General features: G+C 65.5%; 13 protein-coding genes. 7 read left to right on the top strand and 6 right to left on the bottom strand.

The window, feature by feature from the left end:
- Positions 1–555 precede the first annotated feature (555 nt).
- Both gcvT and gcvH read left to right on the top strand, forming a co-directional pair.
- Positions 556–1,668, top strand: a complete 1,113-nt coding sequence (gcvT, locus tag MRBLST15_RS10240; RefSeq protein ID WP_265956098.1) for a glycine cleavage system aminomethyltransferase GcvT — start codon at positions 556–558, stop codon at positions 1,666–1,668.
- A gap of 94 nt (positions 1,669–1,762) precedes the next feature.
- A complete protein-coding gene (gene gcvH / locus MRBLST15_RS10235; RefSeq protein ID WP_312705544.1) occupies positions 1,763–2,158 on the top strand; it encodes a glycine cleavage system protein GcvH in 396 nt (131 codons plus the stop codon).
- A 283-nt stretch (positions 2,159–2,441) separates the two neighbouring features.
- Here the strand turns inward: gcvH and MRBLST15_RS10230 are convergent, their stop codons facing one another.
- Entirely contained in the window at positions 2,442–2,822 is a 381-nt protein-coding gene (locus MRBLST15_RS10230; protein WP_265956094.1) for a hypothetical protein, read from the bottom strand.
- Between the two features lie 112 nt (positions 2,823–2,934).
- On the opposite strand from MRBLST15_RS10230, the gene MRBLST15_RS10225 reads away from it, so the two are divergent.
- Positions 2,935–3,462 carry a hypothetical protein gene (locus MRBLST15_RS10225; protein WP_033831786.1) on the top strand — a complete coding sequence of 176 codons (528 nt, stop codon included), beginning with the start codon at positions 2,935–2,937 and terminating at the stop codon, positions 3,460–3,462.
- Between the two features lie 63 nt (positions 3,463–3,525).
- Here MRBLST15_RS10225 and MRBLST15_RS10220 read toward each other — a convergent pair whose 3' ends face one another.
- Positions 3,526–4,446: a LysR family transcriptional regulator gene (locus MRBLST15_RS10220; RefSeq protein ID WP_367785832.1), complete on the bottom strand. Its 921-nt coding sequence runs from the start codon at positions 4,444–4,446 to the stop codon at positions 3,526–3,528.
- 112 nt (positions 4,447–4,558) lie between these two features.
- Between MRBLST15_RS10220 and MRBLST15_RS10215 the strand changes: the two genes are divergently transcribed.
- Positions 4,559–5,317 (top strand): SDR family NAD(P)-dependent oxidoreductase, encoded by a 759-nt coding sequence (locus tag MRBLST15_RS10215; protein ID WP_367785831.1) that lies wholly within the window; start codon positions 4,559–4,561, stop codon positions 5,315–5,317.
- 126 nt (positions 5,318–5,443) lie between these two features.
- Here the strand turns inward: MRBLST15_RS10215 and MRBLST15_RS10210 are convergent, their stop codons facing one another.
- On the bottom strand, positions 5,444–6,844 hold the full coding sequence (locus tag MRBLST15_RS10210; protein WP_099818861.1) for a serine hydrolase domain-containing protein: 1,401 nt from the start codon (positions 6,842–6,844) through the stop codon (positions 5,444–5,446).
- A 287-nt stretch (positions 6,845–7,131) separates the two neighbouring features.
- On the opposite strand from MRBLST15_RS10210, the gene MRBLST15_RS10205 reads away from it, so the two are divergent.
- Both MRBLST15_RS10205 and MRBLST15_RS10200 read left to right on the top strand, forming a co-directional pair.
- Positions 7,132–8,460, top strand: coding sequence for an NTP/NDP exchange transporter (locus MRBLST15_RS10205; RefSeq protein ID WP_367785830.1), 1,329 nt, complete (start codon positions 7,132–7,134; stop codon positions 8,458–8,460).
- Between the two features lie 76 nt (positions 8,461–8,536).
- Positions 8,537–8,887: a DUF1304 domain-containing protein gene (locus MRBLST15_RS10200; protein WP_191078159.1), complete on the top strand. Its 351-nt coding sequence runs from the start codon at positions 8,537–8,539 to the stop codon at positions 8,885–8,887.
- A gap of 524 nt (positions 8,888–9,411) precedes the next feature.
- On the opposite strand, the gene MRBLST15_RS10195 is transcribed toward MRBLST15_RS10200, so the two are convergent.
- The 3 genes from MRBLST15_RS10195 to MRBLST15_RS10185 all read right to left on the bottom strand — a co-directional run bounded on the left by MRBLST15_RS10195 (position 9,412) and on the right by MRBLST15_RS10185 (position 13,335).
- Positions 9,412–9,879 carry a hotdog fold domain-containing protein gene (locus tag MRBLST15_RS10195; RefSeq protein ID WP_367785829.1) on the bottom strand — a complete coding sequence of 156 codons (468 nt, stop codon included), beginning with the start codon at positions 9,877–9,879 and terminating at the stop codon, positions 9,412–9,414.
- Positions 9,880–9,943: 64 nt separating this feature from the next.
- The gene (locus MRBLST15_RS10190) at positions 9,944–12,421 is read right to left on the bottom strand and encodes an acyl-CoA dehydrogenase (protein WP_367785828.1); all 2,478 of its coding nucleotides are present in this window, start codon (positions 12,419–12,421) and stop codon (positions 9,944–9,946) included.
- A complete protein-coding gene (locus tag MRBLST15_RS10185; protein ID WP_367785827.1) occupies positions 12,418–13,335 on the bottom strand; it encodes an alpha/beta fold hydrolase in 918 nt (305 codons plus the stop codon). Before MRBLST15_RS10185 ends, MRBLST15_RS10190 begins: the two co-directional genes overlap by 4 nt.
- 142 nt (positions 13,336–13,477) lie before the next feature.
- Here MRBLST15_RS10185 and MRBLST15_RS10180 point away from each other — a divergent pair, with 142 nt between their 5' ends.
- A complete protein-coding gene (locus MRBLST15_RS10180) occupies positions 13,478–14,080 on the top strand; it encodes a TetR/AcrR family transcriptional regulator (protein WP_025877807.1) in 603 nt (200 codons plus the stop codon).
- The last annotated feature ends 2 nt before the right edge of the window (positions 14,081–14,082 follow it).

Here is a 14,082-nt window from a genome sequence, read left to right as displayed (position 1 = left end):
ACCCATCCCTGGGGGCTTGGCCGCGGCATCCATGCCGCGGACACCCCCGCGAACCCAACCCGCCCGACCCCTGACAGTTTCCGTGCGCGTCCAGCCCACGGAAAAGAAATCAAAAGCGAGAAGCAAAAGCCGGTCGCTGCGCTCTGTGCGCCCGGGGTCGGAGCCCTTTCCGCAGGAAAGGGCTCCGACCCCTCTCTATATATGTATCGACACCGAAATCTGCTCTTGCTCTGGCACTTGCCTTCCGTTCCGTCACCGGGGACGTTGAAAGGCTGGAGTGGTATGGGCGAGCGGGACCGTTCGCGCCATGGATGGCGCGACCGAGCCCCCAGGGACGGGTTCACGGCGTGTCCCGATCGCCCATACCGCTCCAGCCAAGCCGTCGACTTCGCCGAGCCGATGCGCTTTGGCCGTTGCCGTTGCCGTTGCTTGGCTTGTGGAAAGCGCTGCCGGCCGCCGGCCGGCCAACATCCCCCCGCTGCGCTGCGGCGCGACCTGCGGCCGACCGATCTGGGATAATGCGCGTTCTTGTTTCCTCTGCTGCCGGACCCGGTCATGACCCAGAAGACGCTGCTCAACGATACCCACCGCGCCCTTGGCGCCAAGATGGTCGATTTCGGGGGTTGGGACATGCCCATCCACTACGGCTCGCAGCTGGACGAGCACCACCTGGTGCGTCGTGAGTCGGGCGTGTTCGACGTCAGCCACATGACCGTGGTCGACCTGCGTGGCGACCAGGTCAAGCCGTTCCTGCGCCGCCTGCTGGCCAACTCGGTCGACAAGCTCAAGGCCACCGGCAAGGCGTTGTACTCGTGCATGCTGAATCCGCAGGGCGGCGTCATCGACGACCTGATCGTCTATTACCTGGCCGAAGACTTCTTCCGCATGGTGGTCAACGCCTCCACCCGCGAGAAGGATCTGGCGTGGCTGCGCGAGCAGGCGGCGCCGTTCAACGTCTCCGTCGAGCAGCGTCCGGACCTGGCGATCCTCGCCGTGCAGGGTCCGCAGGCGCGCGACATCGTCATCGGCCTGGCCCGCGACGCCGACCGTGAGTCGCTGGGCAAGCTCGGCCGCTTCGCCGCGCTGCAGGTGCAGTCCGACGACGGCGTTGAACTGTTCGTCGCCCGCACCGGCTACACCGGCGAAGACGGTTTCGAGATCCTGCTGCCGCAGGATGCCGTGGTCGCGTTCTGGAACCGCCTGCTTGCCGCTGGCGTGAAGCCGGCCGGCCTCGGCGCGCGCGATACCCTGCGCCTGGAAGCCGGCATGAATCTGTACGGCCAGGACATGGACGAAGCGATCAGCCCGTACGAAGCGGCGCTGGCCTGGACGGTGTCGCTGGACGAAGGTCGCGACTTCATCGGCCGCGACGTGCTGGAGGCGCAGAAGGCCGCCGGCAACGCACGTCAGATGATCGGCCTGGTGATGGATGAGAAGGGCGTGCTGCGCCATGGCCAGGCCGTCACCACGGCCGGCGGCCAGGGCGAGATCCTGTCCGGCACCTTCTCGCCGACCCTGGCCAAGGGCATCGCATTCGCACGCGTGCCGGCCGGTGAACTCGGTCAGGTCACCGTCGACATCCGCGGCCGCCAGGTGCCGGTGCGGGTGGTCAAGTTCCCGTTCGTGCGCGAAGGCCAGGCCCAGCCCGGCGTGCTGACCGACGCGTGATCCAAACGTGCCGGTCGTCACTGCCAGCAGTGGCGGCCGGTTGGTTACACTAGCCCCGTTTTTTCCACCCCCTGCATATCTCTGGAGCAGTCCCATGAGCGAGATCCCCGGCGACCTCAAGTTCCTCAAGTCCCATGAGTGGGCCCGTGTCGAAGGCAATGGCCGCGTTACCGTCGGTATTTCCGACCACGCTCAGGGCCTGCTGGGTGACCTGGTCTACGTCGAACTGCCGGAAGTCGGCACGACCGCCAAGGCCAACGAGCAGATCGCGGTCGTCGAGTCGGTGAAGGCCGCCTCCGACGTCTACAGCCCGATCAGCGGCACCATCGTCGAGGTCAACTCGGCGCTGGCCGACAAGCCGGAAACCATCAACGAAGACGCCTACGGCGACGGCTGGATGTTCGTGGTCGAAGTGTCCAACAGCGATGAGCTCAACGAGCTGCTGGACCCCGACGCGTACGCCGAAGGCCTGGAAGACGAAGAGCACTGAGTCGTCGTTTCCCCGGTACGAAAACGGCCACCCTCGGGTGGCCGTTTTCGTTTTGGAGGACGCGTCGAACTTATGCCGACCGGTTCGCCGCATGCCATCGCCATGGCATCAGCCGGTGTTGAGCGCGGCCAAAAGGCGTGCGCAGTTTTGCGCAAATCCGCGTTTCCACCCCCGCGACGGCGCGCCCGGATGTGAAAAGTTTTTGGCCTTGTTGCAGGTCCGTTGTGCTGGCGTTGGCGAGTGCATCGCCGTGCACGACCACCTCACCGTGCGGCCTTCTGCTTCAGCCCTCTACATGACGCAGAGTGCTTATTTCAAGTGTTTTTTCTTCGCTGTTCGTGCGCAGCTGATGGCGGCGACGATGTGCGATGCAGTGTTTGCCGGTGCTCGCGGAGGAACATCGGCAGGCGCGGGAAGGGCTCCCGGGACGCGGCGGATGTGAAAATTTTTCGCGGGGGTTGTTGACAGTAAAAAAAACCGTGATTAGGTTTCGCCTCAGCAGACCTTGCCTGCCAAACCGAGTGCGCAGAATCAATCGTCCGATGCGAAGCAGCCCCTCGAAGACCACCGCGATCCTCAAGACGGTGGACATGGCTCCGCTTCCCCCGGAGAAATGCAAGGCGACCCCTGTTCCGATGCCTGCTCCGCCGATCGTGGCGGGCATCACCGCATCCGTAACGGCGCGCCTGACGCGCCGGCGGTCCCCGCACGCAGCATGGGCGGGTTTGATCCACCTGGGCGTTTCAACTCCCTATCACTGACGAGGAGCCATCACCATGGCAACCAAGAAAGCTGCGAAGAAAAAGCCCGCCGCCAAGAAAGCGGTGAAGAAAGTCGCCAAGAAGGCCGCTGCCAAGAAGGCAGTGAAGAAGGTCGCGAAGAAGGCGACCGCCAAGAAGGCAGTGAAGAAGGCTGCCAAGAAGGTCGCCAAGAAGGCCACGGCGAAGAAGACAGTGAAGAAGGCTGCGAAGAAGGTAGCCAAGAAGTCCACTGCCAAGAAGGCCGTAAAGAAGACCGCGAAAAAGGCCGTCAAGAAGGTAGCCAAGAAGGCCACCAAGAAGACTGCCAAGAAAGCCGCCAAGAAGACCACCGCCCGTAAGCCGGCCAAGAAGGTCGCCAAGAAGGCAGTGAAGAAGGCGACAAAGAAGACCGCCAAGAAGGCAGTGAAGAAGACTGCGAAGAAGGCGACCAAGAAGGCTGCCCCGAAGAAGGCTGCCAAGAAGGTTGCCAAGCGCAAGCCGGCCGCCCGCAAGAAGAAGGCCGCCCCGGTGGCCCTTCCGGCAACGCCGGCACCGCTGATCTAAGTACTTCCCGATAGCCGTACCCTGAGACCCCTTCCCCGACTGCCCAGCGGGGAGGGGGTTTTTTTATGGGCTGTCTGCGCCTGGCCAGCTGCGATGGTCTGCTGCTTCACAGGGAAACCGTTCGACCAGGAAATCCACGAAGCTGCGCAGGCGGGTCGAGTGGTAACGGTCGTGCGGGTAGACCACGTGCATGGGCCGCCCGCGCCGACCATGTTCCGGCAGCAACGGGACCAGGCGACCCGCATCGATGTCCGCTGCCAGCAGCAGGCTCGACTGCAGGACGATGCCCAAGCCCTGCAGCGCGGCCAGCCGCAACGCTTCGCCGTTGTTGATCTGCAGGCGTCCCGAAGGCGGCGCTGGCAATGCCACTTCGTTGCCCAGCCAGTGCGACAGTGCAGCCGGATCCAGCGACAGGCAGTGATGCTGCTGCAGCGCCTGCGCGCTGTGCGGCGTGCCATGCCGCGCGAGATAGGCCGGTGATGCACACAAGGTCAGCCGGTAGGGGCTGAGCGGACGTGCTACCAGATGCGTGGTGTCGGCAAGCTTACCGATGCGGATGGCGGCCTCGAACCCCTCATCGGCCAGTTCGACCACGCGATCGGTCAGCACCAGCTCGACACTGACCTCGGGGTAGCGGTCCATGTAGGTCGACAGTGCCGGAACCAGCGCATGCGTGCCGAAGATCACCGGTGCACTGATCCGCAGCTTGCCCGCCGGTGCCAGATGGTGATGCTGGGCCTGCGCATCCGTTTCGTCCACCAGGCGCAGGATCTCCTTGCAGCGGCCGTAATAGGCCTCACCGAACGCGGTCATGTGCTGCCGTCGGGTGGTGCGGCTCAACAGCTGCATGCCCAGCCGTTTTTCCAGGGCGCGCAGGTGCTTGCCGGCCATCGTCGCGGAGATGTCCAGTGCCGACGCCGCGGCACTCAGGCTGCCCTTTTCCACGGCCAGCACATAGACCTGCATGCTCTCCAACAGGTTCATCTGACACCCCGGGTTCTGAATGTTGAAACCTCATCGGAGTTTATCAATCGAGGGTACTTAAAGAGCATGTCCGCACGGCCAGATGGGCCGGCAGAACCTGGCAGGGCAACACATGAAACTGGATCTTGAAGGACGTACCGCGCTGGTCACCGGCGCAGGCAGCGGCATCGGCGCAGGTGTCGCGCAGGTGCTGGCAACGCTGGGTGTGCGCGTGGCGATCACCGCGCGGCGGCAGGCGCCGTTGCAATCGGTGGCGGACGCGATCGAGGCGGCGGGTGGGCCATCACCGGTCGTGCTGCTGGGCGATCTGACCGACGCCGACGATGTGCAGCGCATTGCCAGCGCGTCGCTGGCGGCGCTGCAGCGCGTGGATATCCTGGTCAATGCGGCCGGTGGCGCGCGGCTGGCTGGGGTGGCTGCAGCAGATGAGGTGTGGGACGAGGCAATGGCGCTGAACTTCTCGGCGGCACGACGGCTGACGCAGGCAGTGCTGCCGTCGATGCAGACCAATGGCTGGGGGCGTGTGATCAACCTCAGCGGGTCGATGGAGCCGCGCGCGGTGAATGCCGCGAGCCCGGCGAAAGCGGCGCTGCATCTGTGGAGCAAGGGGCTGTCCTGCGACGTGGCGGGCGAGGGCATCACCGTCAACGCGATTGCACCAGGGCGTATCAACAGCGCGCAGATCCTGGATCGACTGCATCCCACCGAAGAGAGCCGGCGTGAGTTCATCGCCCGCAACATTCCGATGGGGCGTTTCGGCGAACCGGAGGAGGTGGCGCACCTGGTTGCATTCCTTGCCTCCCCGTTGGCGGGGTACATCACTGGGGCGGTGATTCCGGTGGATGGCGGAATGCACTACTTCGCCCACTAGCGCTGCGGAACGGTAGAGCCGAACCATGCTCGGCTGCTTGAATCAGCCGAGCATGGGCTAGGCTCTACAACAACAAAAAAGGGCGACCCGTGGGCCGCCCTTCTGCTTACGGTCGAGTTCGCCAGCTCAGCGCGGCGAGGCCACCGCGCGGTTGCCCGAGGCACCCTTGCCCTTGCGCTTGTCCTGCTGCGCCGGGGCGGCGCCCTCGGCCATCAGGTTGTCGCTGCCGAAGTCGGTGTCCACGTCCAGCCAGCGCTGCGACGGCAGGCCGAGGGCGGCGTCGAGCACGGTCGGCAGCAGGCCGCTGGGCAGGCCGCTTTCACCGTTCCACATGATGGCGATGCCGAGGTCGCGCTCGGGCACCAATGCCACCAGGCCGCGGTAACCCTGCACGGCGCCGGCATGGAACACGACATCGTGACCGGCGTAGTCGAAGGTGCGCCAGCCCAGCGCGTAGCCGGCCGAGTGCAGGCGTTCACGGCGCCAGCCCGAACGCATCTCGCCCGGGGTGTTGATCAGGCTGGAGTGCAGGGTGGCCAGCAGCGGCGCCGGCAGCACGTCCGGGCGGTGGCCGGTATGGGCCAGCAGCCACTGCGCCATGTCACTGGCGCTGGCGTTGACGCCGGCAGCAGGGGCCACGCGGTAATAGGTCGGCTTCGGCGTCAGCGATACCCAGCCGTTGCGGCTGCGTACGTGCGGGCGCGCCCAGCGCGAGCTGGCCTGAATACCGGCCAGGCCGAGGCTGGCATCGTTCATGCCCAGCGGCTTGAAGATGCGACGTTCGACCGACTGCTCGTAGAAGCTGCCGGAGGCGGCATACACGACGTCGCCGATCAGGCTGAAGGCCACGTTCTGGTAGGCGTAGCAGTCGCCCGGCAGGCACTTCAGGCTGGTGTTGGCCAGCTTCTGGGTCAGCGCGTAGTACTCTGCATTGCCTTCGATGTCGCGGTCGTAGGCGTTGTACGGCAGGCCGACGCGATGGCTGAGCACATCGGCCACGGTCAGGCGGTCGGTGGCCTCCGGCGAGTTCAGGCGGAAGCCCGGCACATAGTCGGTGACCTTGCTGTCCCAGCGCAGGGTGCCATCGTTGACCAGCAGGCCGGCCATGGTGCCGGCGAAGGCCTTGGACAGCGACGCCAGGCGGAACACGGTGTGGGCGTCGACCGGCAACGGGTTGTTGACGTCGGTGACGCCGTAGCCGCGCGCGCTGAGCACGCGGCCGCCCTGCACGATGGCCACGGCCATGCCCGGCACGCGCTCGCCATAGGTGAGCTGCTGCGCCATCGATTCGATGTTGGCGACGTTGAAGCCAGCCGCCGGCAACTGCACCTGCGGCACCAGGCCGGTGCGGTAGGCCGCCGGCTGGGTGTGGGCAATGGCGCCACCGGCAGCGGTCTCGATGTTGGTCGGCATCGGCGGCAGGGCCGGCGGGGTCTGCGCGGTGGTGGACAAGGCAAGGGGCATCAACATGCCCAGCAAACCGGTGGCCGCCGAACGGATCGGACGACGCAGGCTGTTCTTTTTCATCGGTTGGAACCCGTGCGCGACTGCTGGGGATGATTCTAGCGCCGCTTTTCGCCTGTGCACAAACAAAGCGAAGATGAATGCGCATCTCGTTGAAAAAGTTGGAGTTTTGACGCCAGAAAAGCGTGTATCACAAGGTGTCCGCCGGGCCGGTCCGTGACACTGCGTTGCAGCCATCAGCGCCGCCTGCGCTGGCGATGTTGCAGTGCATTGGATAACGTACGCGCTTCACTGCCCCCGGAGCCTGCCATGCCGCTGTCCAACCGCCGTTTGCTGGCGAGGGGAGCCGCGTGAGCGCGGCCACTGCGGGCGGTCCGTTGAAGAAGCTGGTCGCAGCGCTGCGCGAGTCGCCGGCGCTCTGGTGGTCCTTCCTCTACTTCTTCTGCCTGCTCAGTGGCTACTACGTGCTGCGCCCGGTGCGCGAGGCGATGGCCGCTTCGGCCGACCTGGAGACGGTGTTCCCACCGGTGCTGATCGCCTGGTTCGCCAACCACGGCATCGCGCTGAAGGACTTCGTCCTGCAGTTCCTGTTCTCCTGCGTGTTCGTGATCATGCTGGTGCTGCAGCCGGTCTATGGCTGGCTGGTCAGCCGCTTCCCGCGGCGGGTATTCCTGCCGGCGGTGTACGGCTTCTTCATCGCCACCCTGCTGGGCTTCTATGCGCTGTTCGACAGCCAAGTGCCGGGGCGGGGCATGGCCTTCTTCCTATGGGTGATGGTGTTCAACCTGTTCGCAGTGGCCGTGTTCTGGAGCTTCATGGCCGACGTGTTCTCCAATGCGCAGGCGCGGGCCTACTACGGATATATCGGTGCGGCCGGCACGGTCGGCGCCTTCCTCGGCCCGCTCATCACCAGTGCGCTGGCGCAGCGCGTGGGCATCGCCAACCTGATGCTGGTGTCGGCCGGTTTCCTGGTCATCTGCCTGTTCTGCATCTGGCGCCTGCGGCACTGGGCGGTACTGCGCGAACGCGAGCAGCAGCTGGTGTCGGGTGAAATGCCGATGGGTGGAAGCGTGCTCGATGGTCTGAAGCTGATCGTGCGCGAGCCCCTGCTGCGCTGGCTGGCAGTCCTGGTGATGTTCGGTGTGGGCGTGGGCACCCTGTTGTACAACCAGCAGGCCAGTATCGTACGTGCGGCCTTCAGCGATCCGGCCGCCAGCACTGCGTTCTTCTCGCGCATCGACCTCGCGGTGAACGCATTGACGCTGCTGCTGCAGCTGAGCCTGACCCGCTGGCTACTGTCGCGCCATGGCATCGCCCCGGCCCTGCTGATTCCCGCCTTCGCCATCCTGCTCGGCTTCTCTGTGCTTGCTGCGTCGCCACTGCCGATGATGGTGGCGGTGGTGCAGGTGCTGACCCGGGCCAGCGAGTTCTCGCTGTTCAAGCCAGCGCGCGAAACCATCTACACCCGCGTGGACCGCCAGTGGCGCTACAAGGCCGGCGCAGCCATCGACACGGTGGTCTACCGCGGTGCCGACCTGAGCTTCACCTGGCTGCACAAGGCGCTGTCGCTGTTCGGCTCGCACGTGGTGTTCATCGGTGGCGTCGCCGTAGCCGGGTTGATGACGCTGGCAGCGTTCGGCGTGCTGCGCGAAGAAAAGAAGCTGCCGCGCGACCGTTGATTTTCCGGGGTCAGATCCCTTTCCCTGCGGGAAAGGGATCTGACCCCATTCTCCATCCCTGTTCAAGGAACCGCCCATGTACTGGATCGCGCTCGCCCTGACCCTGCTGGTCGCACTGCTGCACGTTTATTTCCTGGTGCTGGAGATGTTCCTGTGGACCCGCCCGCTGGGCCTGAAGACGTTCCGCAATACGCCGGAGAAGGCGGAGACCACGCGCGTGTTGGCGGCCAACCAGGGCCTGTACAACGGCTTCCTGGCGGCAGGCATCGTGGTGGGGCTGGTGTTGGCGCAGCCGGTGCTGGTGACGTTCTCGCTGGCGTGCGTGGTGGTGGCGGGGTGCTATGGCGCGTACAGCGTGAGCCGGCGCATTTTCATGATCCAGGCGGTGCCGGCGATCCTGGCGTTGATCCTTCGCGCGGTGGCGTAGTTTCCGGCCAACGGCGCAGCCCCTCGTGGGTTGGTCGCGTAGAGCGGGTCATGTGGTTGGGTCGGGCGGGTGGGGTTCGCGGGGGACGCCGCAAGTACGTCCCTGTAGGCTTGGCCGCGGCATCCATGCCGCGGACACCCCCGCGAACCCAACCCGCCCGACCCCTGACAGTTTCCGTGTGCGGCCAGCCCACGGAGAAGAAAAAGAAGATCAAGAGCAACAGCGGGTCGCTGCGCTCGTGGGTTCTGCGCGCATGAAAAAAGCGGCCATCGGGCCGCTTTTGTTTTTGCTTTTGTTTTTGCTTTTGCTTTTGCTCTTCTTTTTTCTCTTGCGTGGGTGGACGCCGCAGAGAACTGTCAGAGGCCGGAGGGCTGGGGCCGGGCGGGGTATCCGCGCCATGGATGGCGCGGCTAAGCCTACAGGGACGTACTTGCGGCGTCCCCGCCTGGCCCCACCCCTCCGGCCCAACCCATGACCCGCTTCCAGCGACCAACCCACGAGGGGCTGCGCCGTTCGCGGGAACATCACTTCGCCGGCGACACCCACATGTCGATGACCGCATTGAACACTTCCGTCCCAGCGCGGTCGCGCACATTCACCATCACCGGCAACGCGTAGCCTTCCGCCGCCACCACGATCGGCTGCGCCGGCAACGCCGTCGCGTGCAGCGTGCCGCGGGCCTTGGCCAGATATTGCACCTGCATCCCCTTTGGGATCCAGCGCATGCCCTTGGGCAGCGACGCATCCACCATCAGCCCGGCGGTCAGCTCGGCCAGGTTGCACATCGCGATCGCGTGCACCGTGCCGATGTGGTTGCGCACCTTGCGGCGGTCGGCCAGCGTGCCCTCGCAGCGGCCGTTCTCGAGGAGCGTGATGCGCGGGGCGATGCTGGCGAAGTAGGGTGCCTTGAAGCACACCGCGCGCGAGAACAACCAGTTGCCGGCAGGCCAGCGCTGCAGGCGGTGGTAAAGCGTAAGCAGTGGAGCAGACATCGGGTGTCTCCCTAAAGAAACGGCGGACCGAAGTCCGCCGTTGTCGTTTACATGGTGCCTGCGATCACGCGGCCTGTGACTGCGCGCCCGTCTGTTCGCGCTTGTAGTAGCCCGCCGAGCGCAGCTCTTCCGGATCGAAGTCGTCCACGGTGATGGTTTCCAGGGTGAGCGTGCGCAGCTCCTCGAGCAGGGTGCGTTCGTCCTGGGTGATCACGCCTTCGGCCACGGCCTCGTCCAACTGGGTGACGAAATCCAGCGCTTCGATGCCCTTGGTCTTGAGCGCCTTGATGAACTTGCGCTCCACCGGCTCGGCCATGATCGCCTTGCTCAGGTAGCTGTTGATGCGGCCACCCGGGTTGTTCTCGCACGGGGTCAGGAACACGCCGCTGGCGAGGCGGTCGCGGGCTTCGTTCGGTGCCATCAGCAGCGCAGCCACGCGACGGCTCAGGCGGTCGCCCGGGGCTTCGGCACGACGGCCCAGCGGGAAGATCAGTGCCCACATCAGCCAGCCGATCGGACGGATCGGGAAGTTGCGCAGGGCCGCCGACAGCGATTCCTCGATCTTGTGCACGCTGTCATGGAAGGCCCAGGCCAGCAGCGGCTGGTCGGCCTGCGGCGCACCTTCGTCGTGGTAGCGCTTGAGCATGGCGCTGGTCATGTAGACGTGGCTCAGCACGTCGCCCAGGCGACCGGACAGCGATTCCTTGAACTTCAGCTTGCCGCCCAGCGTCATCATCGAGATGTCGGCCATCAGCGCCAGGTTGGCCGAGTAACGATCCAGCTTGCGGAAGTAACGGCGGGTGTAGGCGTCACCCGGGGCAGCACCGAAGCGCGCGCCGGTCAGGCCGAACCAGAACGAACGCACGGCATTGGAGATGCCGTAGCGGATGTGGCCGAACAGGCTGCGGTCGAAGTCCTGCAGGCCGGCACGGGTGTCCGGATCCTGCGCGGCCTTCATTTCCTTCAGCACCCACGGGTGGCAGAGGATCGCACCCTGGCCGAAGATCAGCAGGCTGCGGGTCATGATGTTGGCGCCTTCCACCGTGATGGCGATCGGCGCGGCCTGCCAGCTGCGGCCGGCGAAGTTGCGCGGCCCCAGGATGATGCCCTTGCCGCCGATCACGTCCATCACGTCCGAGATCACTTCACGGCTCATGCTGGTGCAGTGGTACTTGGCGATCGCCGACGGCACCGACGGCACGTCACCGCGGTCCACAGCGGCAGCGGTAGCCTGCGACAGCGCGCTGATCTTGTACGCCTTGCCACCAATGCGGGCCAGCGCTTCTTCCACGCCTTCGAAGCGGCCGACCGACAGGCCGAACTGCTTGCGGATACGTGCGTAGGCACCGGTCACCACCGCGCCGGCCTTGGCACCGCCGCTGGCGGTGGAGGGCAGGGTGATCGAGCGGCCGACGGCCAGGCACTCGTTGAGCATGTTCCAGCCCTTGCCGGCCTTCTCGGCGCCGCCGATCAGCTGGGTCAGCGGGATGAAGACATCCTTGCCACGGATCGGGCCGTTCTGGAAGGTCGAGTTGAGCGGGAAATGGCGACGGCCGATTTCCACGCCGGCGGTGTCACGCGGCAACAGGGCCAAGGTGATGCCGATATCGCGGGTGGTGCCGATCAGGCCATCCGGGTCGTACATGCGGAAGGCCAGGCCGATCAGCGTGGCCACCGGGGCCAGCGTGATGTAGCGCTTGTCGAAGGTGAGCTTGACGCCGAGCACCTGCTCGCCGTTCCACTCGCCCTTGCAGACGATGCCGTAATCGGGAATCGAGGTGGCGTCCGAGCCGGCGAACGGACCGGTCAGGCCGAAGCAGGGCACTTCGCGGCCATCGGCCAGGCGCGGCAGGTACTGGTCTTTCTGTTCCTGGGTGCCGTAATGGTTGAGCAGCTCACCCGGGCCCAACGAGTTCGGTACGCCAACGGTGGAGCTGACCACGCTCGACACGGATGCCAGCTTCTGGATCACCTTGTGGTGGGCCAGCGCGCTGAAGCCCAGGCCGCCGTATTCCTTCGGAATGATCATGCCGAAGAACTTGTTCTTCTTGATGAAGCTCCACAGCTCCGGCGGCAGGTCGGCATGGACGTGGGTGATCTCCCAGTCGTTGACCATCTTGCACAGCTCTTCGACCGGGCCATCGAGGAAGGCCTGTTCTTCAGCACTCAGCTGCGGCTTGGGGTAGTTCAGCAGGATGTTCCAGTCCGGGTCACCGGTGAACAGCTCGCCTTCGAAGCCGACCGAGCCGGTTTCCAGGGCGATGCGCTCGGTCTGCGACAGCGGCGGCAGCACTTTGCGGAACACCTTCATCATCGGGCCGGTCAGCAGCGGCTTGCGGATGAAGGGCAGCAGCAGCGGCACGACGATCACGGCCAGTACGGCGGCAGCGACGATCGTGGCGGTCTGGTTGACGTAGGGAATGAACCAGCAGGCGACCAGCAGGGCCACGCTGATCAGCGTCCAGGTCAGCAGGCGCATGCGGTGGTAGGCAACGAACGCGCCTGCCAGCAGCAGGGCGAGGAAGGGAATGACGAGGCTCATGAGCGTGCTCCGGTGACGTGCTCGTTTATGGCGGACGAAGCTGCAGCATCCGCTGCGGGCAACACGTCCAGATAGTCCAACACAGTAGCGGTAAAGGCGTCGTTGTCATCACCGGCGACCATGTGCGTGGCCTGCGGCAACTGTACGTGGCGTGCGTGTGGCGCCAATGCCAGGAATTCGGCCACCGTCTGCGGGGTGACCAGATCGCTGCGGCCACCGCTGACCAGCAGCAAGGGGCACTTCACCTGGCGCGCGGCTTCGGCCAGTGCGTCCTGGTGCTGCTCGCTGTCGCGGGCCAGTTCGGCCACCAGGCGCGGGTCCCAATGCCAGCGCCAACGGCCGTGGCCATCGTCGCGCAGCAGGGCGCGCAGTGAATCCTCGGATTTGCGCGGGCGGTGCGGCATATAGGCCGAAATCACATCGGCAGCCTGCGACAGCGAGGCGAATCCTTCCGGATGCGCGGTCATGAAGGCAAGGATGCGTTCGACGCCAGCGGTGTCCCAGCGCGGGGTGATGTCCACCAGCACCATCGCCGAGAACAGCCCGGGCCAGCGTGATTCGGCCAGCAGGCCGAACAGGCCCCCCATGGACGCGGCCACCAGCACCGGCGGTCGCGGCTGCTCGCCGGCCAGCACGATCAGGTCATCGGCGAACTGCTCGCCGTGGTAGGCCAGATCGGTCGCGTTCCAGTCGGAATCGCCATGACCGCGGGCGTCGTAGGCCAGGGTCTGCAGGCCAGCGGCCGACAGTGCTTTGGCCGTGGTCGTCCAGGCGTGGCGGGTCTGGCCAAAGCCGTGTGCGAACAGCACGCGTCCGCGACGACCGGAGGTGCTGGCAGTTGCAGCCAGCGAGGCGCCGTGTGCAGCCTCCAGGCGCAGGTCATGGAATGCAGCGGGAGTAGGGGACATAACCATACTCGCTAGTATGGATTGCTTCTGCAGGAAGTCAATACTGCACGGTATGGTGCGCTGCAGGAATCCCTTCTGGCCCGGCTGCCGACGGTTTCGGCCGCAACCGCGTACTGCAACGAACCCCGGCGTATGGTTAAATCAGCAAATGAATCAACCTGACGCTTCCGCCGGCGAACCGCGTGCCGGCCGCAACAGCCGCCTGAGTGCCGAAGACTGGGCCCAGGCGGCCCTCGATCTGATTGCCGAGCAAGGTGTGAGTGCCGTCGCGGTGGAGCCGCTGGCGCGCCGCCTTGGCGTGACCAAAGGCAGTTTCTACTGGCACTTCCCCTCGCGTGATGCGCTGCTGCAGGCCGCGCTGGAACGCTGGGAACTGTTCGAGCAGGAACAGGTGTTCGGCAGCCTGGAAGACGTGCCGGACCCGCGCGTGCGCCTGCGCCAGCTGTTCCAGATGGTGGCGCACGAAGTACAGCCGCACATCATCTACAGCGAACTGCTGAAGGCGCTGGACCATCCGATGGTGCGGCCGGTGATCGACCGCGTGTCGCAGCGGCGGCTCGATTACCTGATCGCCTCCTTCCGTCAGGCGGGCCTGAGCTCGACCGATGCACGCCATCGCGCACGCCTGGCCTACGCGGCATATGTGGGCTTCCTGCAGTTGTCGCTGCAACTGCAGCAGCCCAAGCAGGCGCGCGAGGATTTCGAAGCGTATGTCGAGCACCTGATCGACACGCTGATTCCGAACGGCTGAAC

The organism is Stenotrophomonas sp. LST15-1-1.1 (genome assembly GCF_040815575.1).
In the GTDB taxonomy this organism is placed as follows: Bacteria; Pseudomonadota; Gammaproteobacteria; order Xanthomonadales; family Xanthomonadaceae; genus Stenotrophomonas; species Stenotrophomonas lactitubi_B.
The sequence above is the reverse complement of the archived record's forward strand: the minus strand, read 5'-3'. Positions and strand labels throughout refer to the sequence as shown.